The organism is Pseudomonas fluorescens group sp. PF-69 (genome assembly GCF_054481235.1).
In genome coordinates, this window is record NZ_JBTMNC010000001.1 from 4327369 (window position 1) to 4350355 (window position 22987).

At 61.1% G+C, this 22987-nt stretch carries 21 protein-coding genes and 1 pseudogene; 15 read left to right on the top strand and 7 right to left on the bottom strand.

Going from position 1 to position 22987, the window contains the following annotated elements:
• Window positions 1-4: 4 nt before the first annotated feature.
• The 5 genes from ACX3YF_RS20385 (at window position 5) to feaR (ending at window position 4676) form a co-directional block, all read left to right on the top strand.
• On the top strand, window positions 5-1288 hold the full coding sequence (locus ACX3YF_RS20385; RefSeq protein WP_458944862.1) for an aromatic ring-hydroxylating oxygenase subunit alpha: 1284 nt from the start codon (window positions 5-7) through the stop codon (window positions 1286-1288).
• Window positions 1285-1785 carry an aromatic-ring-hydroxylating dioxygenase subunit beta gene (locus tag ACX3YF_RS20390; protein WP_130208826.1) on the top strand — a complete coding sequence of 167 codons (501 nt, stop codon included), beginning with the start codon at window positions 1285-1287 and terminating at the stop codon, window positions 1783-1785. Before ACX3YF_RS20385 ends, ACX3YF_RS20390 begins: the two co-directional genes overlap by 4 nt.
• Before the next feature lie 10 nt (window positions 1786-1795).
• Window positions 1796-2536: an SDR family NAD(P)-dependent oxidoreductase gene (locus ACX3YF_RS20395; protein WP_130208824.1), complete on the top strand. Its 741-nt coding sequence runs from the start codon at window positions 1796-1798 to the stop codon at window positions 2534-2536.
• Between the two features lie 117 nt (window positions 2537-2653).
• Window positions 2654-3604 carry a PDR/VanB family oxidoreductase gene (locus ACX3YF_RS20400; protein WP_458974163.1) on the top strand — a complete coding sequence of 317 codons (951 nt, stop codon included), beginning with the start codon at window positions 2654-2656 and terminating at the stop codon, window positions 3602-3604.
• 151 nt (window positions 3605-3755) lie between these two features.
• Window positions 3756-4676, top strand: a complete 921-nt coding sequence (gene feaR, locus ACX3YF_RS20405; RefSeq protein ID WP_458974164.1) for a transcriptional regulator FeaR — start codon at window positions 3756-3758, stop codon at window positions 4674-4676.
• A gap of 153 nt (window positions 4677-4829) precedes the next feature.
• Here the strand turns inward: feaR and ACX3YF_RS20410 are convergent, their stop codons facing one another.
• Entirely contained in the window at window positions 4830-5459 is a 630-nt protein-coding gene (locus ACX3YF_RS20410) for a response regulator transcription factor (protein WP_130208924.1), read from the bottom strand.
• Window positions 5460-5719: 260 nt separating this feature from the next.
• On the opposite strand from ACX3YF_RS20410, the gene hpaC reads away from it, so the two are divergent.
• Window positions 5720-6232, top strand: a complete 513-nt coding sequence (hpaC, locus tag ACX3YF_RS20415; protein WP_130208818.1) for a 4-hydroxyphenylacetate 3-monooxygenase, reductase component — start codon at window positions 5720-5722, stop codon at window positions 6230-6232.
• Between the two features lie 283 nt (window positions 6233-6515).
• Here the strand turns inward: hpaC and ACX3YF_RS20420 are convergent, their stop codons facing one another.
• The 3 genes and pseudogenes from ACX3YF_RS20420 to ACX3YF_RS20430 form a co-directional block, all read right to left on the bottom strand.
• Window positions 6516-7346, bottom strand: a complete 831-nt coding sequence (locus tag ACX3YF_RS20420; protein WP_458946258.1) for a methyl-accepting chemotaxis protein — start codon at window positions 7344-7346, stop codon at window positions 6516-6518.
• A gap of 27 nt (window positions 7347-7373) precedes the next feature.
• Window positions 7374-8642, bottom strand: a pseudogene (locus ACX3YF_RS20425) (methyl-accepting chemotaxis protein); the annotation flags it as partial.
• A gap of 146 nt (window positions 8643-8788) precedes the next feature.
• A complete protein-coding gene (locus tag ACX3YF_RS20430) occupies window positions 8789-10111 on the bottom strand; it encodes an alginate export family protein (RefSeq protein WP_458974165.1) in 1323 nt (440 codons plus the stop codon).
• Window positions 10112-10483: 372 nt separating this feature from the next.
• On the opposite strand from ACX3YF_RS20430, the gene ACX3YF_RS20435 reads away from it, so the two are divergent.
• Window positions 10484-10873: a c-type cytochrome gene (locus ACX3YF_RS20435; protein WP_130208812.1), complete on the top strand. Its 390-nt coding sequence runs from the start codon at window positions 10484-10486 to the stop codon at window positions 10871-10873.
• A gap of 60 nt (window positions 10874-10933) precedes the next feature.
• The gene (locus tag ACX3YF_RS20440; protein ID WP_458974166.1) at window positions 10934-12424 is read left to right on the top strand and encodes an aldehyde dehydrogenase family protein; all 1491 of its coding nucleotides are present in this window, start codon (window positions 10934-10936) and stop codon (window positions 12422-12424) included.
• A 30-nt stretch (window positions 12425-12454) separates the two neighbouring features.
• Here ACX3YF_RS20440 and ACX3YF_RS20445 read toward each other — a convergent pair whose 3' ends face one another.
• The 3 genes from ACX3YF_RS20445 to ACX3YF_RS20455 form a co-directional block, all read right to left on the bottom strand.
• The gene (locus ACX3YF_RS20445; RefSeq protein WP_448646943.1) at window positions 12455-14842 is read right to left on the bottom strand and encodes a DUF3772 domain-containing protein; all 2388 of its coding nucleotides are present in this window, start codon (window positions 14840-14842) and stop codon (window positions 12455-12457) included.
• A 139-nt stretch (window positions 14843-14981) separates the two neighbouring features.
• Complete coding sequence (gene grxC, locus ACX3YF_RS20450) at window positions 14982-15233, bottom strand: glutaredoxin 3 (protein WP_130208806.1); 252 nt, start codon at window positions 15231-15233, stop codon at window positions 14982-14984.
• A 26-nt stretch (window positions 15234-15259) separates the two neighbouring features.
• Window positions 15260-15778 carry a carboxymuconolactone decarboxylase family protein gene (locus ACX3YF_RS20455; protein WP_130208804.1) on the bottom strand — a complete coding sequence of 173 codons (519 nt, stop codon included), beginning with the start codon at window positions 15776-15778 and terminating at the stop codon, window positions 15260-15262.
• 134 nt (window positions 15779-15912) lie between these two features.
• Here ACX3YF_RS20455 and ACX3YF_RS20460 point away from each other — a divergent pair, with 134 nt between their 5' ends.
• The 7 genes from ACX3YF_RS20460 (at window position 15913) to ACX3YF_RS20490 (ending at window position 22958) form a co-directional block, all read left to right on the top strand.
• Window positions 15913-16725, top strand: coding sequence for an AraC family transcriptional regulator (locus ACX3YF_RS20460; RefSeq protein WP_130208802.1), 813 nt, complete (start codon window positions 15913-15915; stop codon window positions 16723-16725).
• 6 nt (window positions 16726-16731) lie between these two features.
• Complete coding sequence (locus ACX3YF_RS20465) at window positions 16732-17136, top strand: DUF488 domain-containing protein (RefSeq protein ID WP_288099107.1); 405 nt, start codon at window positions 16732-16734, stop codon at window positions 17134-17136.
• Window positions 17137-17292: 156 nt separating this feature from the next.
• On the top strand, window positions 17293-18570 hold the full coding sequence (locus tag ACX3YF_RS20470; protein WP_458974167.1) for a cystathionine gamma-synthase family protein: 1278 nt from the start codon (window positions 17293-17295) through the stop codon (window positions 18568-18570).
• A gap of 150 nt (window positions 18571-18720) precedes the next feature.
• Window positions 18721-20151, top strand: coding sequence for an amino acid permease (locus ACX3YF_RS20475; RefSeq protein ID WP_458974168.1), 1431 nt, complete (start codon window positions 18721-18723; stop codon window positions 20149-20151).
• Window positions 20152-20211: 60 nt separating this feature from the next.
• Window positions 20212-21102 carry a LysR substrate-binding domain-containing protein gene (locus tag ACX3YF_RS20480; RefSeq protein ID WP_458944867.1) on the top strand — a complete coding sequence of 297 codons (891 nt, stop codon included), beginning with the start codon at window positions 20212-20214 and terminating at the stop codon, window positions 21100-21102.
• Window positions 21103-21118: 16 nt separating this feature from the next.
• The gene (thrC, locus tag ACX3YF_RS20485) at window positions 21119-22498 is read left to right on the top strand and encodes a threonine synthase (RefSeq protein ID WP_448646939.1); all 1380 of its coding nucleotides are present in this window, start codon (window positions 21119-21121) and stop codon (window positions 22496-22498) included.
• Between the two features lie 22 nt (window positions 22499-22520).
• Window positions 22521-22958 carry an Lrp/AsnC family transcriptional regulator gene (locus tag ACX3YF_RS20490; RefSeq protein WP_047530378.1) on the top strand — a complete coding sequence of 146 codons (438 nt, stop codon included), beginning with the start codon at window positions 22521-22523 and terminating at the stop codon, window positions 22956-22958.
• Window positions 22959-22987 lie beyond the last annotated feature (29 nt).

Here is a 22987-nt window from a genome sequence, read left to right on the forward strand (position 1 = left end):
CCGCATGAGCACTCATGAATACCGGCTGATCGCAACGTCGAAAAGCCCCGAAGACCTGGTCCAGCACGACCGCGTCGATGTCTCGCTGTACAACGACCCGGCGCTGTTCGAAGCCGAGCTGGACAAGATTTTCTACCGCACCTGGGTGTGGGTCGCCCACGAAAGCGAAGTGCGCAACGCCGGTGACTTCAAGACTGCCACCATTGGCCGTCGCCCGGTGATTGTCGTGCGCGACAAGAAAAACACCATCAACGTGCTGGAAAACCGTTGCCGGCATCGCGGCGCCACCGTGTGCGAGAAGCACAAGGGCAACGCCACCGGTTTCACCTGCCCGTACCACAGCTGGTCCTACGGCCTGGACGGCAAGCTGCGTGCGCTGCCGTATCCGGATGGCTACGAAGGCATCCTGGAAAAATCCGAACTGCCGCTGACCAGCCTGCGCGTCGAGAGCTACGCCGGCATGGTCTTCGCCAGCTACAACGACGAGATCGAACCGCTGGAAGACTTCCTCGGCGGCGCCAAACACTGGATGGACCTGTTCATGAAGCAGGGCGCCGGTTACCCGATCAAGACCCAGGGCGAACACAAGTTCAGCTTCAAGGGCAACTGGAAGATCCAGCTGGAAAACACCACCGACGGCTACCACTTCCCGATCGTGCACAAGTCGTTCATGTCCTCGGTGGATGAAGAAACCTCGGAAATGCTTTCGTTCATGACCGACGAGCAAGCCGTCACCCACTCCCTGGGCAACGGTCACAGCGTGATGGTGATGGTGCCGGAGCACGTCGACCTCGATCACGACGACGGCACCGAGCAGTTGCAAGAGCGTTTCGCCCACGTCACCGAAGAGCTGTCGAAAACCATGCCGCCCGAGCAGGTACGCCGCATCGTGCGCTCGCTGCACGGCGCCGGGTTCAACCTGAACCTGTTCCCCAACGTGGCGATGTCGATGTCGTTCTTCCGCGTGCTGCGCCCGGTGTCGGTGACGGAAACCGAGATCCGCCACGTCGCCCTCGGCATGGACGGCGGCCCAGAAATAGCCAACCGCGAACGCATGCGTATTCATGAACACTTCCAGGGCCCGTTCGGGTTCGGCAGCCCCGACGATGCCGAGGCCTGGGACCGCGTGCAGCGCGGCTCATATGCCGGCGTTGACGCACCGATCCTGGTCAACCGCGGCCTCAATCGCGAAATCACCGCTGAAAACGGCGACAAGGTCAGCCACGCCACCGACGAAGGCGGGATGCGCGGTGCCTACGACATGTGGAAAAGGATGATGAGCCAATGAGCAATCACGACACCCTGAACGGCTTTTCCGGCCCGTTGGCCCAGGCCATCGAATTCATCTGGCGCGAAGCCGAACTGCTCGACCACAAAAACTACGCCGAGTGGGCGACCTTGTGGAGCGAAAGCGGCAAGTACATCGTGCCGATCGACCCGGACACCGAGGACTTCGAAGCGACCCTCAACTACGCCTACGACGACGCGCGCATGCGTGACTTGCGCATCGAACGCCTGACCGCCGGCTACTCGCCGTCGGCGGTGGACGCGGCAAAAACCATCCGCACGGTTTCGCGTTTCCGTCTGGTGGAAGCGGCCGGCGACATCGTCGATGTCAATTCGGCGCAGTTGCTCTACGCCTACAAGCGCGGCGTGCACACACCGTTCGTGGCCGACCTGAACCACCGTATCCGTTTCACCGATGGCGTGCCGACCCTGGAGCGCAAAGTGGTGCGGCTGATCAACTCCACCGACAGCCTGAGCGCGCTCGGCTTCCTTTTGTGAGGGCAACAGCATGAGTCGAGTAGCCCTTGTAACGGGTGCTTCGCGCGGACTGGGCGAGTGCATCGCCCGCCGTCTGCATGGCGCGGGGTATCGCGTCGCGCTGGCCGATGTGCGCCTCGACGGCGTGCAGCAGCTGGCCACCGAACTGGACGGCAGCGGCGCTACGGCCCTTGCCATCGAGCTGGACGTGCGCAGCAAGGCGGATTTTCAGCGGGCCCGTGACTTGCTCGCCGAGCGTTGGGGCGGCACCGACATTCTGGTGAACAACGCTGGGGTATCGAAAGTCGCGGCACTGATGGACATCACGCCTGAAGAGTTCGACGAGTCAATGGCGATCAACCTGCGCGGCACTTTCGTGGCCTGCCAGGTGTTCGGCGCGCATTTCGCCGAGCGTGGCTTTGGCCGCATCGTCAACATCGCCAGCCTCGCCGGGCAAAACGGCGGCACCGCCACCGGCGCGCATTACGCTGCGGCCAAGGGTGGCGTGGCGACGCTGACCAAGGTCTTCGCCCGCGAACTGGCACCGCAAGGGGTGACGGTCAACAGCATCTCGCCCGGTCCCCTGGACTTGCCGGTGGTGCGCGAAACCGTGGCCCCGGAGCGCCTGGAACAGATCCTGAAAATGATCCCGGCCGGCACGCTAGGCGACCCCGCGTACATCGCCGACAGCGTGCTGCTGTTGATTGCCGATCACGCAACCTCCGTAACCGGGGCGTGCTGGGACATCAACGGCGGCTTGTTCATGCGCTGATTGTTGCCGCGCCCCGATCTTATGGCTGGCAGTTGACCCTTGTGGGAGCGAGCTCGCTCCTACAAGGAGTAACCAAGCCACAGTGTTAAATCAAAACAACAGAATTCAGGTGACCCAATGATGAAGGTGAAGATCGAAAGGATCGTCGACGAAGCGCTGGATATCCGTTCCTTTCGCCTCGTGCGCAGTGACGGCCAGCCGCTCGACACCTATGAGCCGGGTGCCCATGTCGACCTGATCGGGCCGACCGGGGTGACCCGCCAGTATTCCCTGTGCAGTCCGCCGCAGGACCGCCGCGCCTATCTGGTGGCGGTGAAAAAAGAGCCGCAATCGCGCGGGGGTTCGCTGGCGCTGCACGAGCAGGTCGAAGAGGGCATGGAGCTGGAAATGGGCGCGCCGCGCAACCTGTTCCGCCTCGACCCGAGCGCCACCGAACACGTGCTGTTCGCCGCCGGTATCGGCGTGACGCCGCTGCTGAGTATGGCCTATCGACTGGCGGAAAGCGCCCAGCCATACCGCCTGCATTACTTCGCCCGCTCGGCCCGGTACGCCGCGTTTACCGAACTGCTGGCGACGAATTTTGCCGAACATGTGCAGTTCCACTACGGCGTCGAGCCGGGGGATCTGGACGGCGCATTGAGCGAGTGCCTGGACCGTGCCGGCAATGCCGCCCACGTCTACACCTGTGGCCCGGCACCGTTCATGAACAAAGTGGTGGAAGTGGCGGCGCGCAGCCGTTCGGACGACGCCATTCACCTGGAGCACTTCGCGGCGGACCCGGCAGCCAACAGCGCCCCGGCCGGCAGCTTCGAAGTGGAACTGGCCAGCTCAGGCGTGGTGCTGCAAGTACCGGCCAATAGCAGCCTGGTCGATGTGTTGCAGGCCCATGGTTGCGACATCGACACCGAGTGCCGCGAAGGCATCTGCGGCACCTGCATCGTCGAAGTGCTCGACGGCGTGCCGGAGCACCGTGACAACTGCCTGTCGAACAAGGAAAAGGCTTCCAACAAGCAGATTTGCGCCTGTGTTTCCCGGGCACTTTCCGCTCGTCTGGTATTGGACATCTAAGCGCTTTCTTCACTGGAAAGCAGACGCCGGAGCCTGTTGAATGGCGCCCGGCGACCATCGAGGGAGGCGATGGCAGGAAAACGAAACATGTTTACCGAACCGCTCGACGAAGCGGCCGGAAATAACAACAAAAACGTGAGGCTTTGCGGACATGATTACAGCATCGGCGGTGCGCAATGAGGCGTTCGAAAGTTGGTTGAGCCAGGTGAACCAGGCCTGCGGGCGCTTCGATGCCCGCGCGCTGGACACCGATTTTTATGGCGAGCTGGCGGAGTTTCGCAGCGGCGCGATCAAGCTCAGCGTCGTCGACATGGCGCATGTGCACCTGTATCGCACCAGCAAGGATGTCAGCCTCAGCAGCGACGGGCATTACTACGCGGTGTTCCAGATGCGTGGCAGCTCGCAGCTGGAGCAGGGCGACAATCATGCGCAACTGGGCTGTGGCGACATCGCCCTGATCGACGCCTGCCGCCCGAGCGACATGACCTATAACGAGGACTCCCGACAGTTGTCGCTGATCCTGCCGCGTCAGGTGGTTGAGCGCGGCTCGCACTTCACGGTGGTCAATTGCGCCACGCGCATCGCCGCCAACAGTCCCCTGGCCGCGATGGCCAACAAGCTGGTACTGGAGACTCGCCAGCAGGAAGGGCTGGACATGCAGGAAAGCGAAGCCGTACTCGACGCCCTGGCCAGCCTGCTGTTGCCGGGGATCAGCGCCCGTGACAGCGGCAGCGACGCCCATGAGCGGCAGTTTCGCAAGATCATCGCCTTTATCGACCAGCACATCAGCGACGAAGAACTCTGTCCGGAACTGATTGCCCGCGAGGTGGGGGTTTCGGTGCGCGGCCTGTACCGCATGTTCTCCAAGCGCGGGCTGGTGGTGGCGCAGTACATCAAGCACCGGCGCCTGGACTTCTGCGCGGAAAACCTGCGTCGCAGTGCTGTCGAGCAAAAGCTGTCGGCCCTGTGTTATGCCTGGGGTTTCTCCGATTCCAGCTACTTTTCCTCGGCCTTCAAATCCCGCTTCGGCGTGTCGCCGGGGGCTTATCGCAAGCGCTATAGCCAGAACTGAGCACAGGGTGGCATTTGCCATCCCTGTTGCATGGGGGGGGCTTCGCTGGCAAGCCAGCTCCCACAGTGGATTTTGGCGCGACACAAATTTTGTTTTCATCAGAGAGCCCTGTGGGAGCTGGCTTGCCAGCGATGGCGGCCTGGCCGGTGTGCCTCAGTGCCGCACCGGCTCATCCACCGGCAAATGCAGCACCTCGCGTACCAGCATGGCGATGCTGGTCACGCCCATCTTTTCCTTGATCTTGGTGCGGTGCACATCCACGGTTTTCACGCTGATGTTCAGCTCCCGGGCGATCACCTTGCTGGCCTTGCCATCGATCACCAGCATCAACACTTCACGCTCGCGACTGGTCAGCAGCGCCAGCTTGCCTTGCAGGTTCCGGCGCTGCTCCTGATCGGCCTGGGCATGCACGGCGGTCTTCAGCGCTGCCTGGATGCGGTCGATCATCTGCTGCGGGTTGTAGGGCTTCTCGACGAAGTCCAGCGCGCCATTCTTCATCGCCGTCACCGACATCGGAATGTCGCCATGGGCCGAAACGAAGATGGTCGGCAAGGTGCTGCCGCGCTGGTTGAGGATTTCCTGCAACTGAAAGCCGCTGGTCTCCGGCATGCGCACGTCCAGCACCAGGCAGGCCGGCTGCTTGGGGTCGTACTGGTTAAGGAACTCTTCGGCGCCGGCAAAGCACTGCGCCTTCACGCAGACCGACTCCAGCAACCAGGCCAGCGACGTGCGCAGGTCTTTGTCGTCGTCAACGATGTAAACAATCGGTTTGCGGGTTTCCATCAGGGCTGCCACGAAAGTTTCTATTTATTGTTTTCGCACGCGAGCACGCGCGGCGCACATCGGCCCATCTTTTTGGAGCCAGTGTGCAGAATACTCACTGTCACCGGCCGTGACGATAAAGAAACCACCTAGTCGACTAGCGGAAAGCCCACCTCGGCATGGGGATCGTCAGAATGGTTGTGCCGCGTGCCGGGCCTTAGTCTTGCTCCATCACCTAAGGGCCGCCGGATGGCGGTCCTCCCGAGAGGAGGGGCATCGACATGGCCGACCTGAGCCAGCAGCAAATCGACTTTCGCAACGCCATGGCGCAGCTGCCTGCGGCGGTGAACATCATCACCACCAACGGTCCTGGCGGTCGTTGCGGCATCACTGCCAGTGCCGTGTGCTCGGTAACCGATTCGCCGCCCACCGTGCTGGTGTGCGTCAACCGCAACAGCGCCACCCATGATGTGTTCCGCACCAACGGCCACTTGTGCATCAACGTGCTGTGCGGTGAACAGGAAGAGCTGGCCCGTCACTTCGCCGGCATGACCAAAGTGCCCATGGCCGAGCGTTTTGCCTGGGACCTGTGGGACGACGGCACCGCCGATGTGCCGGTGCTGCGCGATGCCCTGGTGCAGCTGGAAGGGCGGATCAGCGAGTGCAAGGAAGTGGGCTCGCACTCGGTGATGTTCGTTGAGCTGACGAAGGTGGGCGTGCGCGAACCACGGGACAGCCTGGTGTATTTCAACCGCCTGTTTCATCGCGTGGAGCATGCCGGGGCGCATTGCTGAGACCGCGTTATCGTTCAATCGCGAGCAGGCTCGCTCCCACAGTTAATCGTCGTCGTGCACAGGTCCTGTGTTCGCTGGAGATCAAATGTGGGAGCGAGCCTGCTCGCGATGGCGGATTGTCAGTCGCCGGTGATGTTGCATGTGAAGTCCTCATCGCTGGCAAGCCAGCTCCCACAGGGTTCTCCGGTGAACACAAAATCTGTGTCGCGCCAAAATCCATTGTGGAAGCGAGCTGGCAACGGGCCGCGTTCCGACGATGACGGTATGTCAGGCAACACCGATGTCAAATGCGGAAGCTGCCCACCAACTGATTCAACCGCGCAGCCTGTTGCTCCAGCTCGGTACAGGCGCGCAATGTCGATTGCAAATTCTCCACCCCTTGCTGATTCAGGGTGTTGATCTGCGTGATGTCGACATTCAAGGCTTCGACCACGGCGGTCTGTTCCTCGGTAGCAGCGGCGACGGATTGGTTGACGTTGTCGATCTCGCCGATGCGTTGGGTCACGCTGCCCAGACGAGTGCCGGCCAGGTTGGCGATGGTGACGCTTTCTTCGCTGTGCTGCTGGCTCTCGGTCATGGTGACCACTGAATCCCGTGCGCCCACTTGCAGCGCTTCGATCATCTGCTGGATCTCCAGCGCCGAGGTCTGGGTGCGCCCGGCCAGGCTGCGCACTTCGTCGGCAACCACCGCGAATCCACGGCCCGCTTCACCCGCTCGCGCCGCTTCGATCGCGGCATTGAGTGCCAACAGGTTGGTCTGCTGCGAGATGCCCTTGATCACTTCGAGGATCTGCCCGATGTTTACGGTCTTGTCGTTGAGCACCTCAATGTTGGCGCACGATGCACTGATCTTGCCGGACAGCGCGTTCATCACTTCAATGGTGCGCTCCACCACTTGGCGACCGTCCTCGGCCTGTTGCCGTGCGGCGGAGGCTTGCTGCGAGGCGTCGGAGGCGTTATGCGCGATTTCCTGGGCGGCGGCGCCCAGCTGATTGATCGCGGCGGCCACGCTGTTGGTGCGGGTGGACTGATCGTCGAAATTGCTCAGCGATGAATGGGATGCCTCCAGCACCCGCCGCGCCCCCTCGTTGACGCCAAGGGCTGCCGACGACACCTCGCGAATCGAGTGATGAATGCGTTCGACGAAGCGGTTGAACGCGGTGGCCAACTGGCCGATCTCATCCCGGGATTGCACGGCCAGGCGACGGGTCAGGTCGCCTTCGCCGAGGGAAATGTCCTCCATGACCCGCGTCAACACTTGCAGCGGCCGGGTGATGCGTTGCGCGGTGTACCCGATCAACAGCAGGCCGAGCAGGGCCGAGCCGCCGCCCAGCAGCAGTTCCAGTGCGGTGCTTTTCACCCCTTGGGCATCGAGTTGCTGTTGCAGGGTGGTCACCGGTGCCAGCAACACCTCCTGCGGCACACCCACCAGCACACCCCAGGGCGCGGCCCCGGCAATCGGTGACAGCGGCTCCAGGACCTTGATCTGCTGCGGATCGACAAACACCTTCGCCTGGCCCTGGCGCAAGGCGTCCATGACCTCGGCATTGTCCATTGGCTGACCCAGGCGACTGACGTCCTGACTGTTGGCGGAGATCACGCCGCGGGGGCTGACGATGCTGATCTGGCCGTGGCCGTCGAACAATTGCAGCGCACTGGTTTGACTGTTCTCTTGCAGTGCGGCGAGGTTGATGTCGAGGCCGACGACGGCGATGACTTTGCCGTGTTCCAGCAGCGGGAAGGCGACGCTGGTCACCAGTTTGCGGCTGCCGGATGCTTCGTCGAAGTAGGGCTCCAGAACGCACGCCTGACGGGTGTCGCGGGCACAGGTGTAGAAGGCGTTGTACGGTGCACCGCTGGGGCCTGGCTCGGTGTTGGCGAGCAGGCCTTCGTCACCGATCACCGCTTGCAGTTCGCCGGGTTTGCTTTGCACCCAGTAGAGCGAGAAGCGTCCGGTTTCATTGCTGCCCAGATCCGCCTGATTGGCGAAACCGGCGTCGGCGCCGTCCAGGGCGTCCGGCTCGAAAATGACGTAAAGCCCGAGCAGGTCGGGCTTGTCGATCAGGGCCTGGTGAAGCTGGGTGTTCAGCGCCTGGCGAAGTTGTGGGCGGGTGAGGGTCCCTTGACGCTGGAGTTGCCTCAGATAAAGCAAATACCGCGACAACCCCTGGCCATATTCGTGGGTCTGCATGAAGGTGCGTTGCACCTGCATGGCCTGCACTTTACCCAGGGCCTGCATGTGTTCGCTGGCCGCGTCGGCGAGCATTTTGCCGCTGGCCTCGGCCACTTGCTGGCTGCTCTGGTGAGTCTGGTACAGCGAAAGCCCCATCAGCAAACCGACCACCAACAGCAGGCAGAGGCCGGCGAGCAGGGTGATTTTGCTCTGGATCGTGAGGAATTTTTTCTGCATGGGAAATGCCTTTTTCCTGGTGGCGAAACCGATCCCCTGTAGGAGCGAGCTTGCTCGCGATGGACGTCAACGATGACGCGGGCTGTCTGAATGCCCGTGGTGCTCGGGCCTCCATCGCGAGCAGGCTCGCTCCTACAAGGTTCGCGTCAGAACGTCGTGGCGAAAATCACCTGGCCATAGACGTTCTTGTCGTTGTTGCCCAACTGCGTACCGCCCTGGTCGGCGCTCTTGTCCGGCTGGAACAGGCCGATCAGCGGCATCACCGTGAGGTGGTCGTTGACGTGCCACTCGGCGTACAGGTCTGTTTCGTGGCCATCGGTGTTGCCCAGGTCGCGGTCGATAGTGTCGTAGTTGAAGTACATCGCGCCGAGGTTCAGGTTCGCCAGCGGCGAGACGGTGAACTTGAGTTGCTGGATGCGCGAGTTGGTGTTGAACGGGCCGGCGTAGTTGCCCGCCACTTCACCCTGGAACCAGGTGCCGAAGCCGCGACTGAAACCGTAGAACAGGGTGTCGTAGCCTTCCGAGAAACGGCTGTAGCGGTAGCTGGCATAAGGCGTCCAAGGTACGTCGGAGAACGTCCAGCCGGCTTCCAGGTACCAGGCGTCTTCGTTGGCGGCGTGGGGTTTGTCCTGCCTGGCGTATTCGCCGGAGAGGAAAAGGTCCTTGACCCCGGCATTGCCCGTTGCGCGCAGGCTGTAGGTCTTCATGCCATCGCGCTCCAGTTGCGCCGGGGAGGCGTACTGTTCGTCGACATCGGTGGTGTCGATGTAGGTCAGGCCGACAGTGCCGGCTTCCGACACGTGTTCCAGGGTGCCAACATACATCTCCGTCTTGGCCTGGGCGCGGTTATCGGATTTGAGCCACATCAGGTCGCCTCGCCAGCCTTCCTTGCCGCCGATACGCAGCACGGCGGTTTCGTCGAACGCCTTGCGCGCGGCCAGCCAGTAGGCACCGCCGCGATTGAATTCGCCGTCGGCCAGGCCCTTGCCCATGTTCAGCGCGTCACCATCAATCAGGAAACCGTCGCCGACCACGATGTTCTGGCGACCGAACGACAGGTCGATACCGTCCGCACCCAGGACCGGAAACAGATCGCTCGAGCGCCAGCCGAGGTAGGCGTCTTCAAACTTTGTGGTGCGTTCCGAACCGTCGCTGAAACCGGCAGCATCGCCGTCGCCCCAGGTGCCGGAACTGAGCAGGTTGCCCGCGCCGTAAGCAGTGCCGGCACCGGCCAGTCCTTTGTCGAAACTCAGGCCGTACTTGATGTAACCCTCACGCCACGACGACGAACCTTCATCGAGACGGCCCGACAGGGCGTAGTTTTCCTGGCTGTGGAAAATGCCGAAAACCGCTTCCAGGGTGGCGTTCAGGTGACTGTCGCTATCGGCGTAGAGTTCATAGGCTCCGGCCTGACCTGCGCTGATCATCAGCGCGAGGGTAGAGAGTCGAAGCAAGGGGGACTTGAGCATGGCGTGACATCCGTTCTTGTTCTTGAGCGCAGGTTTGCGGTCTTTTTAGATACTAAGGTCCGGTTTTCTTTTGCCCTTTTGCCTGTTTGCCAAAAAGTTGGCTGTGCTTGCCAGATTGCATGGCAAGGGTGATGGCATGGAATTCTTGCTGCTTCGTTTCCCTGTGGGAGCGAGCTTGCTCCCAAAGGGAAAAGCAAACGTGCATCCGAGCGATCTGGCAGACCCGCCAACACAACTGGCACGCAGGGCAAAACCTGCGAATCACCGACCACCGACAATCCTGATCAACCCTGCCGGGGCACCGTTGCCCCGGCACTTTCAGAGTTGGCGTTCGCCTGCTGGCGAATGCGTGGATTTTCAAGGTCGTTTCCTATGTTCAGCTCCCTGCGTTTGCCTCTTTTCGGATTGTTGTCTTTGACCCTGGCCCAGGCGGCGTTGGCGGCCGATTGCGCCCCCGATCAACGCCACGGCGCCGAGGTGTTTGCCAATGAATGTGGGGTTTGCCATTCGGTGACCAAAGGCGCGACCGGCATGATGGGGCCGAACCTGGCGGGTGTGGTCGGGCGCAAGTCCGGCTCCCTGGAGGGCTTCAACTACTCCCAGGCCATGCGCAATAAAAACATCGACTGGCAGGCCGAGAACATCGCGCAACTGATCACCCAGCCTCAGGCCTACGTGCCTGGCACTTACATGCCTTACATGGGCCTGGCTTCGGCGGACGATCGCCAGGCGGTCGTGTGCTTCCTCAAAGAACAACACTAAGCGGCCGGTTTCCTGGCTGATCCAACCTTCACACCGAACGGTTTTATTGAAAGGTGAATTATGAGCAACGTTGAAATCCTGCCGCAGGTGGCTGCATTTATCGAACGCCGCCACGGCTGCTTCATTGATGGTCAGTGGGTGTTTGCCGAGGGCGAGCGCATTGCCGTGGTCAACCCGGCCACCGGGCAGACCCTTTGTGAAACCCTCGATGCACCGCTGGAAATCGTCGAACAAGCCGTGCAGTCATCGCACAAGGCATTCAAGTCCGGGGTCTGGTCGGCACTGCGTCCGGCAGATCGCGAGCGCATCCTGCTCAACTTCACTCGCCTGGTGGAGGAGCACGCCGAAGAGCTGGCGCAACTGGAAACCCTGAGCCAGGGCAAGTCGATCAACATGGCCCGCGCCCTGGACCTGAACGCCACCGTGGAATTCATGCGCTACATGTCCGGTTGGGCGACCAAGATCGAAGGGCAGACCTTCGACGTGTCGATCCCGTTGCCACCGGGTGCCAGGTTCACCGCCTTCACCAAGCGTGAGCCGGTGGGTGTGGTGGTCGGTATCGTGCCGTGGAACTTCCCGCTGCTGATCGCGGCCTGGAAACTGATGCCGGCGCTGGCCACCGGTTGCACGGTGATCATCAAGCCGGCAATGGAAACCCCGCTGACCGCCATGCGTCTGGCGGAGCTCGCGCTGGAGGCCGGCATTCCGGCAGGCGTGTTCAACGTCGTGACCGGTGGCGGTGCCTCGGTCGGTGGCGTGTTGACCCAGCATCCGCTGGTGAGCAAGGTCTCGTTCACCGGTTCTACCGCCGTTGGCAAAAGCGTCGGCGTGGCGTGCATGGCCAACATGACGCGTTTCTCCCTGGAGCTGGGCGGCAAGAACCCGATGATCGTGCTCGCCGATGCCGACATCGAAAAAGCCGTGCAAGGGGCGATCCTCGGTGGCCTGCTGAACAACGGCCAGGTGTGTGCCGCAGCTTCGCGTTTCTACGTGCACCGCTCGATCCACGACCAATTCGTCGAAGCCCTGGCGGCGGCGGTGTCGGCCATGCCGATGGGCGCGGGCATGAACTGCGACGCGGCGATCAACCCGCTGGTCTCGCGCAAGCAGCAACAAAGCGTGCTCAAGCACATCGAACTGGCCCGTCAGGAAGGTGCGCGCGTGGTCTCGGGTGGCGAGCTGGTGGAAGGCGACGGCTTCTTCGTCCAGCCGACGATCCTCGCGGACATCGACCACAGCATGGCCGTGGCCCGCGAAGAAGTCTTCGGCCCGGTGCTGGGCGTGATGCCGTTCGACGATGAAGAGGCCGCGATCGAACTGGCCAACGACAACCGCTATGGCCTGGCCGCCAGCCTGTGGACCAACGACCTGAGCAAAGCCATGAACCTGGTGCCGCGCATCGAAGCCGGTACGGTCTGGGTCAACGCCCACGTGCTGCTCGACCCGGCGATGCCGTTCGGCGGGGTCAAGCAATCGGGCATGGGCCGTGAGTTTGGTCGTGCGGTGATCGAGGCCTACACCGAGCTGAAATCGGTGTGTATCGCGCATTGATGCAAGGGTCGCCTGCGGTGTGATCGGGTATCACGCCGCCGGTGGCGGTTTCGCCAGTTCAATCCCGGCGGCGCCCAGTCGCTTGAGTATTTCAAACAGCAATTCGCTCTTGATCGAGCCGACCGTGCGCGGGCTGGCGACGTAACCGGTGATCGTCAGCGTGATGCCTTCGGGTTTCAGCTGGCTGAAGCGCACGAACGGCGCCGGTTTTTCCAGAATGGATTCGTGCTCGCAGAAGGTGTCGTACAGCAAGTTGCGCACCTGCTCCGGGTCGATGTCCAGCGGGAAGGTCAGTTCAAGTATCGCCACGCCTTGGGCGCTGCCGCCCAGGGTGACGTTGCGCAGGTTCTGCGAAATCAGCTGCGAGTTCGGCACGATGACAATCGAGCGGTCGGCCAGTTGTATTTCGGTGGCCCGCACATTGATCCGGCGGATATCGCCTTCAACCCCGCTGATGCTGATCAGGTCGCCGACCTTCACCGGGCGTTCGGTGAGCAGAATCAGGCCGGAGACGAAGTTCTTCACGATCTCTTGAAGACCGAACCCGATCCCCACGGACAAGGCGCTGACGATCCACGCCAGGTTGGTCCACTTGACCCCCAGCGACGACAGCATGAGCAGGATCACCAGGGCATAGCCGATGTTGGAAAACAGTGTGCTGAGTGAGGCGCACATGCCCGGGTCCATTTCCGTTTTCGGCAGCAACTCGTTGTCCAGCCAGCGGCTCAGGGTCCGCACCAGATAGATGCCGATCAGCAGCGCCAGCAGGCCGTGCAGCAGATTGGCCGGGACAATGTTCAGTTTGCGCAGGCCGTCGCCGCCAAGCATCGCCAGTATGTTGTTGGCCAGTTGGTCGAGGGTCGAGCCCACCCCGCCCACCAGCAGCGAGATAAAGCCGATCAGCAACAGGGCGGCGCGGCCGACGCCAGACAAAATGACCGAGATCTGTTCCAGGCGCGTATCGCCAATGCCGAGCAACTGCTTGAGCGTTTTGCCGGTGGGTTGCCGAGGTGAAAACAGATACTCGCAGCTGTCCTTGAGCAGCTGTATCAGCAAATAGAAGCCGGAAAAAATGATGAACAACCAGACCAGTTCGTAAGTGATGAAGCGCGACAGCGACACGTAGCCAATGAGCAGGGCGAACAGCGAAGCCACGGTCGCGATGCTGGCGAAGGCATACACCACGCCAGCCAGCGTCCGGCCCGCCTCAGGCGCAGCGCCGGCCACCACCATGGCCCGCCGGGTTCTGTTGACCCGTAACAGAATCGAACCGATCAAGGATGAGATGATAAGTGCGACCCACCCACGGACCGTGATCACGACCTCGGTGCTCATGCCGGTGGCATTGGTCATCTGGGCCAATGACACCGTCACCAGCAAGACGGCAGCCAATCGCCGGGGATAGGGTTTGATCGCCAGTGCCACCTCGTCGGCAATGGCCGGCAGCCGCCATGACGGATGTTGGGTGGACAACAGCGCACGGCTCAATCCGGTGATCATCACGCAGGTGTAGACGATTTTTTCGAATTCCTCGGAAAACCCTGCCAGTTGCGGTGTCAACGGCAGTTCGCGGGTGAGGGCAAAAAACAGTACACGCAGGGCGATAGCGGCGGTCAGCACCGTGGCGACGACCGACGCGAGCGCAAGGGCGCTGCGGCGCAGGCGTCCCTCGGGCATGCGGTGTATGCACAACCAGGTCAGTCCGCGTTCGGCGAGCCGACGGCCGACGCCCCACAGGACCGCGGCGAATATCACGAGCACGCTGGTCAAAAGGCGCTTGCCCGGTTGCCAGACCGAATGCAGCGTGTCGCCCGCCTGCTGTATGAACTCGACCAGCCGTTGCCGGTCGTCGGCAGGTGGATTGAATAGCGGGACCCAAAACCAGGGATTGAGGATGCTCAGGGTGCGTTGGGTCACTTCGGTTTCCAGCAGGCTGCGTCGAATGACAGCAATCTGGGTGAGCAATTCGGCGGCACTGGCTTTGATCGCCGCCAGGGTTTTCAGTTTGTAATCGACTTTGTTCTTTTGTTCGGTGAGCGCAGCCCTTTGGCTGGTGATATCGGACTTCTCCAGCGCAGCCTCGGCCAGCGGAGCAGGGCTCAGCACCCCCAGTTGGGACTGTAATTGCACCTGTTCGGGCAACAACAGTGCCGACAGGCGATCCGCCTCCTTGATCAGCGCCTGAACCAAATCTTGCGGGGCTTCCAGTTGGTTGTAATTGCTGACCTGAGAGACCTGTTGTTTGAGGCTGTTGAGTTGGCCTTGCAGCGCCTCCAGATCGCTGTCGGACACCCTGGCGACGGCGCTGCTCGCGCCGGCGCCCGGGACATCGGGCATGGGCGCCGCCGACAGCATCGCGCCGCTCGACGCCAACAGCAGGAAAACGATGAACATCACGGACTTCAAGGCATTGCGCATAGGCGTGCTCGACCGGTGTTGAGTCAATTAGCCTATGAGGTTAGGCCATGACGCGCACGTTAGAGCGTTGTTTGGTCGGATGTGGCGAAGGAGTCTGCTCCCTCGCCACAGGTTGGTGTTGGGTCTGGACCGTTCAGGCTCAGGCCAGCATCGACATCAATCCACCCTGGCGATCCAGTTTGGCCAGGTCGTCGAAGCCGCCGATATGCGTGTCGCCGATGAAAATCTGCGGCACGCTGCGCCGGCCACTGCGGCTGAGCATTTCTTCGAGTTTGCCCGGCTGGGTCTGAATGTTGATTTCCTGCATGGAGATGCCTTTGCTTGCCAGCAGTGACTTGGCACTGCGGCAGTAAGGGCAGGTGTCGGTGGTGTACAGGGTCACAGTGTTCATGCTCGGTTCTCCGCTCTGGAACTGGCTCAGGCATCGATGGCCGGGAAGTCGATATCGGTCAGCGCGACGTTGTTCAGGTAGTTGGTCAGCGTCTGCGAAGCCACATGGGCAATCACTTCGATGATCTTGCCGTCGTCGATACCGGCGGCGCGTGCCGCAGCAATCTGTTCGGCGCTCAAATGGCCGCGACTTTCAGTGATTTGCTGTGCCAGCAGGGCATAGGCGTCGAGCTTGCCTTCACGGGCGCTCAGGATGTCCTGGCTGGACAGACCGGCCTTGCCGGCAAACAGCGTGTGGGCCGCCAGGCAGTAGTCGCAACCGTTGACCTGCGACGTGGCAAGAAAGATCGCTTCCTTTTGCGTTGCGCTCAGGGACGTCTTGCCCAATGCCGCCGAGTTCTGCACGTAGGAGGTGAGTACGGCGGGGGCGTGGGCCAGGACTCTGAAAACGTTGGGCAGGAAGCCGATTTTCTTTTGCACGCCTTCCAGCAGAGGGCGGGTGGCGTCGGTGGCGTGTTCGAGGCTGACAGGGGCAATGCGGGTCATGATGATTCTCCGAGGATTCAAGCGCGACAGGCGCTGGGTACGGAGTTCATGCTAAAGATCTGGGCTGGTCTATTGGGTGCAAATCGTCGACGATATGCGACAGATCGTCCAGAACTGTTCTCGGGAGCCTCCCCATGGATCGCTTGTCCACCTTGCTCACGCATTTCGGCGTCAATGCCGGCACCTTTCACAGCGGCACGTTTTGCGGCACCTCGGCGTTCGATGGCAGCCAGTCGTGCGGTCATCTGCATTTGCTGCAGGCCGGGGAGGTCGTGCTGAAACTGGCCGATGAGCGAGCGCTGAAGATCACCGAGCCGACGCTGATCTTTTTCCCCCGGCCGTACCGTCACCGCTTGTCCGCCACGCAAGCATCGGCCACGCAGTTGGTTTGTGCCTCGCTGAACTTCGATGGCGGCTCCGGCAATGCCCTGGCCGGCGCATTGCCGGATTACATGGTGCTGAAACTCGATGAAATCCCGACCTTGGCCAGCACCCTGGAATGGCTGTTCAACGAGGCTTTTGACGGCACCTGCGGGCGTGAAGCAGTCATGGACCGCTTGTTCGAGCTGCTGGTGATTCTGTTGCTGCGGCACATTCTGAGCAGCCGCAATCAACAGCCGGGCATGATGGCCGGTCTCGCCGATTCGCGTCTGGCACGCCCCCTGAACCTTATGCACGAAGCCCCCGGCAAGGCCTGGAGCGTGGCGGAACTGTCGGTGGCGGCCAACATGTCGCGGGCCAGTTTCGCCGAGCATTTCCGGCGGGTGGTCGGGCAGACGCCGGTGGATTATCTGGTGAGTTGGCGCATCAGCCTGGCGCAGAAGCGCTTGCGCGAGGGCAAGCCCATTGCCCTGATCGCCGAAGAGGTCGGTTATGAAAGCCCCTCGGCTCTGGCCCGGGCGTTTCGGCGCAAGACCGGGGTGAGCCCGCGGGAATGGAGGGGGTAAACGCTGATGATCCAGTGCAAGCCTGTCGACGAGCCTGTCGCCGCCGACGATGGACGACGAGTCCTGGTCGATCGGCTATGGCCGCACAATTGGCCCAAGGCCCCGGCTTCGTTGCACGCCTGGCTGCCCGACCTTGCCCCCGCGATTGATCTGCACAAGCGGTTCACTGCCGGCGAGCTGGATTTTGTGCAGTTTGCGGCGGTGTATCGGCAAGCATTGGCGGCGCAGCCGGCGCATTGGTGGGCGCTGCTGCCATTGGCCGAGACAGGCACGCTGACCCTGGTTTTCACCGCCAAAGACCCATTGCAAAACCATGCGGTCGTCCTCGCCCAATGGCTGGAAGAGGCGCTTGATCGGTCTGCAGGCTCCAGTTCGCCCGTGTGTTATCGGGATGAGTTTCCGGATTATTGAGCGGCAACGTGTCTGCCCCCGCGCCAGGCAGCCATTAAAAAAAGCGGCCCTCAGGCACCGATAACATCGTTTCTCGGGGGCGCGGCTTTTCAATATATTGGCCGCCAGATCCGGTGAGTGACTCAACATTCGCCGCCCTCAGTGCGAGTAGTCTTCATGAATAAAAAGCCAGGCAGCGCAGCGTTGGTCAATGCGGGTTCGGGGACCCGCGCAGTGTGGGGCGGAGAGCAAGTCAGGCATCCCTACAATGCCACTCAAACCCCGATCGTCGTCAGTGCTGCATATGGTTACGACGACATCGACGTCTGGTACGACGTCGCTCTGGGCAAGGCGCCAGGTTTCATTTACAGCCGCATGGGCAACCCGACGGTCGAGACCCTCGAGGCAAAAATTCGCGAGTTGGAACTGGCCGAGTCTGCCGTGGCTTTCAGCAGCGGAATGGCGGCGATCAGCAGTGTGCTCTACACCTTCCTGGCCCATGGCGATCGGGTGGTGTCGACCAAGGACAGCTATGGCGGCACCAACAAGATTTTCGAAGAGTTCCTGCCGCGTACCGGGGTGAGCGTGACATTGTGCGAGACGTTCGATCACGAAGAAATCGAACGCGAAATCGCCAAAGGTTGCCAACTGGTGTACCTGGAAACGCCCACCAATCCGACCCTCAAAGTATTGGACATCCAGCGCCTGGTGGCTGCTGCCAAGCGTGTCGGTGCCGTGGTGGTGGCGGATAACACGTTCGCCACGCCGTTGAACCAGAACCCGCTGGCGCTGGGTGTGGACGTGGTCATTCACAGTGCGACCAAGTTTCTCAGCGGGCACGGCGACGTGCTGGGCGGCCTGGTGTGCGGCAGCGAAGGGCTGATGGCCAAGGTGCGTCACTACCGGGAAATCAACGGTGCAACGCTCGATCCGTTCTCCGCCTACATGATCATTCGCGGGATGAAAACCCTGGTGTTGCGCATGCGTCAGCAGCAACGCAGTGCCCGGGCCCTGGCGGAGTACCTGTGCACCGAACCGTTGGTGGAGTCGGTCAATTATCCCGGCTTGCCCGGCCACCCGAATCACGCGGTGGCGTGCGCGCAGATGTCCGGCTTTGGTGCAATCGTCAGCTTTGTCGTGATGGGCGGCATGGACACGGTCAAGGTGCTCTTGCCACGCCTGCGTTTCGCCCACTGCGCAGGCAATCTCGGTGCGGTGGAAACCATCTATGGCCCGGCCCGGACCACCAGTCATGTCGAGAACACGCTGGAGGAGCGACTGGCCCTGGGTATCTCCGAAGGATTGGTGCGGATCTCCGTCGGCATCGAAGACACCGATGACCTGCTCGACGACCTGAAACAGGCTTTTGCCTTTGTCAGAAGTTCGGGCAACTCAGCGATACAGGAAAACACTCAACTTTCAATCAATGAAACGTGTGCAGGGATAGCAGGTTGAAGATTTAACGTTAATGCCTCACTGCAAGGATTTAAGTGGGGAGTTCATGAAGTGGAATAATAATAAAACCTAGTGGCGACTTTTTTTACTCTGCCCTGTTAGTCGTAGCAGACGTTAATTCGTGCCCTAATAACTTTCATGAGAACAACCATGTCCATAAAAGAACAACAACTTGATACGCGCTCGGGTTTTAAACAGGAAATGCAGACCCGCCATATTGTCATGCTGGCATTAGGCGGCGTCATTGGTACCGGGCTGTTTCTCACGTCCGGGTATACGGTCAACCAGGCCGGTCCCCTGGGCGCGGTGATTGCTTACATCATCGGCGCACTCATGGTTTACATGGTGATGATGTGCCTGGGCGAGCTGGCGGTGCAGATGCCGGAAACCGGTTCGTTCAGTACGTACGCCACCCGGTTTCTCGGGCCGGGTACCGGGTATACGGTGGCCTGGTTGTATTGGCTGACCTGGACGGTGGCCATCGGTTCCGAGTTCACCGCCGCCGGTATTTTAATGGTGCGCTGGTTCCCGGAAACGCCTGTATGGATCTGGAGCGCGTTATTTGCAGTTATGGTGTTTCTGACCAATGTGGTTTCGGTTCGCCTGTTTGCCGAGACCGAGTTCTGGTTGTCGCTGGTTAAAGTGGTGACCGTGATCGTGTTCTTGATGATTGGCGGTGGCGCCATTCTCGGTCTGTTGCACATTGAGCAAGGCCACAGTATCGGCTTGAGCAACTTTACCCGTGAAGGGTTTTTCCCTACCGGGTTCATGCCGATCGCAATGACATTACTGGCTGTCTCCTTTGCCTTCTCCGGCACTGAATTGATTGGTATTGCCGCCGGGGAAACCAAAGATCCACAGCGCAACGTGCCGCGTGCCATTCGCACGACCGTGCTGCGCCTGGCGATCTTCTTCGTGGGGACCATTTTCGTTCTGGCGACCCTGTTGCCCCGTGAACAGGCCGGTCTGGTAGAGAGTCCATTCGTGACGGTGTTTACCTACATCGGGATTCCATACTCGGCCGACATCATGAACTTCGTGATCATCAGTGCCTTGCTGTCGGCCGCCAACTCCGGGTTGTATGCCGCGTCGCGGATGCTCTGGACGCTGAGTGACCAGGGGCACCTGCCCAAGCAGTTCTCGGCCCTGACCCGCATGGGCACGCCGCTCAACGCGATTATCGTCAGCATGGCCGGTGGCGCTGCTTCGTTGCTCAGTAGCGTGTTTGCGGCCGATACCATCTATCTGGCGCTGGTGTCGATCTCCGGGTTGGCGGTCGTGGTGGTGTGGATGAGTATCGCGGCGAGCCAGATTGCTTTCCGCCGTCACTATGTGGCCAATGGCGGTGATATCCGCGACCTGAAATTCCGCGTCCGGGGCTATCCGTGGGTGCCGTTGGGCGCGCTGGTCTGCTGCAGTCTGGCGTGTGTCGGGATTGCTTTCGATCCTGAGCAACGGGTGGCGTTGTACTTCGGTTTGCCCTTCATCGCCTGGTGCTACTTCGTGTATTACATTACGCGCAAAAGCCGCGAGCGACGCTTGTCGGCTGCCCCCTTGGCACAACCGTCCGATGCGTTCTAGCCAGCGTCGACGGGATGGGCAAGCGTGCTCGGTGGAGGGGGCGTCCAAGAGGTTCAAGCCATGAAGCAAAAGACGTTACCCCCACTGAACTGGCTGCGGGCATTCGAGGTGTCTGCCCGCTGTTTGAACTTCACCCATGCCGCCGAAGAACTGTGTTTGACCCAGGGCGCCGTGAGCCAGCAGATCCGCCAACTGGAAAGCCACCTTGGGGTTGCACTTTTCAAGCGCCTGCCCCGTGGCCTGGGACTGTCGGAAGAAGGCCAGGCGTACCTGCCGGTGGTGCAGGACGCAATCACGCGACTGGCCGTGGGGACCAACGAAATTTTTGGTCAACACAAACGTCGGCCGATCAAGGTGCGCGGGAGCCTGGCGTTTTTCGTGCACTGGCTGGCGCCCAAACTGCAGGCGTTCAGCCAGGTTCATCCCCATGTGGATATCCGCTACATCAGCAATATCTGGGTCAAGGAGCTGGATGGCGAAGACGACATGGAGATTCGCTGGGGCCACGGTCAATGGCCTGGGCTGGTGTCGCAGCGACTGACCTGGGACACGTTGTTCCCGGTGTGTTCGCCGGGTTTGATGGCGAAGTCACCGCTGACGGTCCCTGCGGACGTATCGAACCATCCGCTGTTGCATGTGCTGGGTTACGAGGAGGGTTGGGGCTACTGGTTGAACATGGTCGGCGCGCACAGCGTCGACTTCTCGACCGGCATGCAATTCGACACGTTGATTTCCACCTTGCGCATGGCCGAGCTGGGGCAGGGGATTGCCCTGGCGCGGTCCTCGATGGTCGATGACATGCTTCGGGATGGGCGATTGGTCGAACCCTTTACCCAGCGTATCGACGCCAGCGAGTCTTTTTACCTCGTACGCGATTCCGGGGCCGAGCAGCACCCCGACGCGGCGATATTTTCCACCTGGCTGGTCGAGCAGGCCCATCGTTTCAAATAAATCGCCGGAGCCAACCATGCGTTATGTGAGTACCCGGAATTCGGCCGTGCAGGTCGATTTCGAAAAGGTCGTGTTGTCGGGAGTCGCCGAGGATGGAGGGCTGTTCGTACCGCTCCAATTGCCGCTGTTTGAATCACAGGACATTGCCAATTGGTCGACCTTGTCCTATGACGAGCTGGCCTACAGAGTGATCAGCCCGTTTGTGGGTGAGGCGATCGCCGAGGCTGACCTCAAGCGTCTGTTGAAAGAGGCCGGCAGCCAGTTCAGTCATCGCTCCCTGGCACCTTTGCATCAGGTCGATCGTAACGAGTGGGTGTTGGAGTTGTTCCACGGGCCGACTCGCTCTTCGAAGGATTTCGCTGCTCAGTTGCAGGCACGGCTGGTGCAGCACTTTCTGCGTAAGCGCGGGCGTAGCGGGGTGGTGATCGGTGCCACCAACGGCGACACCGGGCTGGCGGCCATCGAAGCGTTCAAGCACTGCGAAGAAACCACCGTGATGGTGTTTTACCCCGAGGCGGGCGTGCCCCAGGACCAACTCCGGCATCTGCAGGCCGTGGCCCACCCGAGGGTTCATCAGTTTGCCGTCAATGGCAGCTTCGACGAGTGCCAGAGCATTGTCACGCGGCTGTTGCGACAGTGGTCCTATGCGCAGCACGAGGCGATCAGTTTCAACTCCAGCAATTGGGTCAGTGTGCTGGCGCAACTGGTGTTTTATTTCCACGCGGTGCTGCAACTGGGAGGCGGTCAACGACCGATCGGTTTCAGCGTGCCGGCCGCGAGTTTTGCCGAGGTGTATGCCGGCTACATCGCGCAGAAAATGGGTCTGCCGATCACCCAGCTGATCGTGGCGACCAACCAGAATGACGCGTTGCATCAGTTGTTTCAAAAGAACCACTACAGCCGATCGCGCGCCAACAAGACGTTGTCGCCGGCCATGGATCTGTCGGTTTTTGCCAATCTGGAACGTTTTGTGTGGGAACTCTACGGGCATGACGATCAGGCGGTAAGTGCCCTGATGGCGGGTTTCGAGTCCAGCGGCGAGATGGTCATCGCCAACGAGTTCTGGTTGCAGGCGCGGATGATCATCGACTCCTACGCGGTCAGTGATGAGCAGACGCTGAAGGAAATCACCTCGCTGTATCGCGACACCGGTTACGTCATCGACCCGCATACCGCCACCGGCGTCCTGGCGGCCAGGTTGTATCGTCGAAGCCTGGTCGCGCCGATGGTGACCCTGGGGGAAATTTCACCGGCCAAGTCAGCGGCGCTGTTGGGTGAACTGGGCATCAGTCTGGCGGTGCCGCAACGCGAAGTCGCGGCACAGGGCCATGTACAGCTTCACCGGATTGAGCCGGACGACCTCGATACCATTCATGCGCTGCTGAACGCGCTGTGACGACGCGGCAACAGGAGGCCAAGTGAAGCGAATTCTGGACCCTCTCGATGAGCACATCATCGCGCAGCTACGGCTCAATGCCAGGGCTGCACACGCCGAGTTGGCGGCCAAGGTCAACCTGTCGCGCAACGCCGTGCGTCAGCGTATCGAGCGACTTGAACGGGACGGTGTCATACAGGGCTATACGGTGAAAACCGGGGAGGGGCGACAGGCCGCCTCGGACATCAACGCGGTGATTTTCGTGTACCGCTACGACCGGATGCGCGGCGCAGAAGTGCTGCAAGCGCTGCGGGAAATTCCGGAGGTCCTCCAGTGCGATGTGATGAGCGGCGAGTTCGACTTGATGCTGCGGGTCGGCGCGGCGAGCCCGCAACGGGTGCACAAGGTCTGGACTGAAATTGCCGCATTGCCTGGCGTGGAAAACACCGTGACGTCCTTCGTATTGTCGTCAGTCGTATAGCCCGTTTTGCGTGCTGCCAAAAGCCAACC

Bases quoted from the DNA above. Each gene is read 5' to 3' on its own strand.
- ACX3YF_RS20385 (WP_458944862.1), top strand. From the start codon at position 5: ATGAGCACTCATGAATACCGGCTGATCGCAACGTCGAAAAGCCCCGAA.
- ACX3YF_RS20390 (WP_130208826.1), top strand. From the start codon at position 1,285: ATGAGCAATCACGACACCCTGAACGGCTTTTCCGGCCCGTTGGCCCAG.
- ACX3YF_RS20395 (WP_130208824.1), top strand. From the start codon at position 1,796: ATGAGTCGAGTAGCCCTTGTAACGGGTGCTTCGCGCGGACTGGGCGAG.
- ACX3YF_RS20400 (WP_458974163.1), top strand. From the start codon at position 2,654: ATGATGAAGGTGAAGATCGAAAGGATCGTCGACGAAGCGCTGGATATC.
- feaR (WP_458974164.1), top strand. From the start codon at position 3,756: ATGATTACAGCATCGGCGGTGCGCAATGAGGCGTTCGAAAGTTGGTTG.
- ACX3YF_RS20410 (WP_130208924.1), bottom strand. From the start codon at position 5,459: ATGGAAACCCGCAAACCGATTGTTTACATCGTTGACGACGACAAAGAC.
- hpaC (WP_130208818.1), top strand. From the start codon at position 5,720: ATGGCCGACCTGAGCCAGCAGCAAATCGACTTTCGCAACGCCATGGCG.
- ACX3YF_RS20430 (WP_458974165.1), bottom strand. From the start codon at position 10,111: ATGCTCAAGTCCCCCTTGCTTCGACTCTCTACCCTCGCGCTGATGATC.
- ACX3YF_RS20435 (WP_130208812.1), top strand. From the start codon at position 10,484: ATGTTCAGCTCCCTGCGTTTGCCTCTTTTCGGATTGTTGTCTTTGACC.
- ACX3YF_RS20440 (WP_458974166.1), top strand. From the start codon at position 10,934: ATGAGCAACGTTGAAATCCTGCCGCAGGTGGCTGCATTTATCGAACGC.
- ACX3YF_RS20445 (WP_448646943.1), bottom strand. From the start codon at position 14,842: ATGCGCAATGCCTTGAAGTCCGTGATGTTCATCGTTTTCCTGCTGTTG.
- grxC (WP_130208806.1), bottom strand. From the start codon at position 15,233: ATGAACACTGTGACCCTGTACACCACCGACACCTGCCCTTACTGCCGC.
- ACX3YF_RS20455 (WP_130208804.1), bottom strand. From the start codon at position 15,778: ATGACCCGCATTGCCCCTGTCAGCCTCGAACACGCCACCGACGCCACC.
- ACX3YF_RS20460 (WP_130208802.1), top strand. From the start codon at position 15,913: ATGGATCGCTTGTCCACCTTGCTCACGCATTTCGGCGTCAATGCCGGC.
- ACX3YF_RS20465 (WP_288099107.1), top strand. From the start codon at position 16,732: ATGATCCAGTGCAAGCCTGTCGACGAGCCTGTCGCCGCCGACGATGGA.
- ACX3YF_RS20470 (WP_458974167.1), top strand. From the start codon at position 17,293: ATGAATAAAAAGCCAGGCAGCGCAGCGTTGGTCAATGCGGGTTCGGGG.
- ACX3YF_RS20475 (WP_458974168.1), top strand. From the start codon at position 18,721: ATGTCCATAAAAGAACAACAACTTGATACGCGCTCGGGTTTTAAACAG.
- ACX3YF_RS20480 (WP_458944867.1), top strand. From the start codon at position 20,212: ATGAAGCAAAAGACGTTACCCCCACTGAACTGGCTGCGGGCATTCGAG.
- thrC (WP_448646939.1), top strand. From the start codon at position 21,119: ATGCGTTATGTGAGTACCCGGAATTCGGCCGTGCAGGTCGATTTCGAA.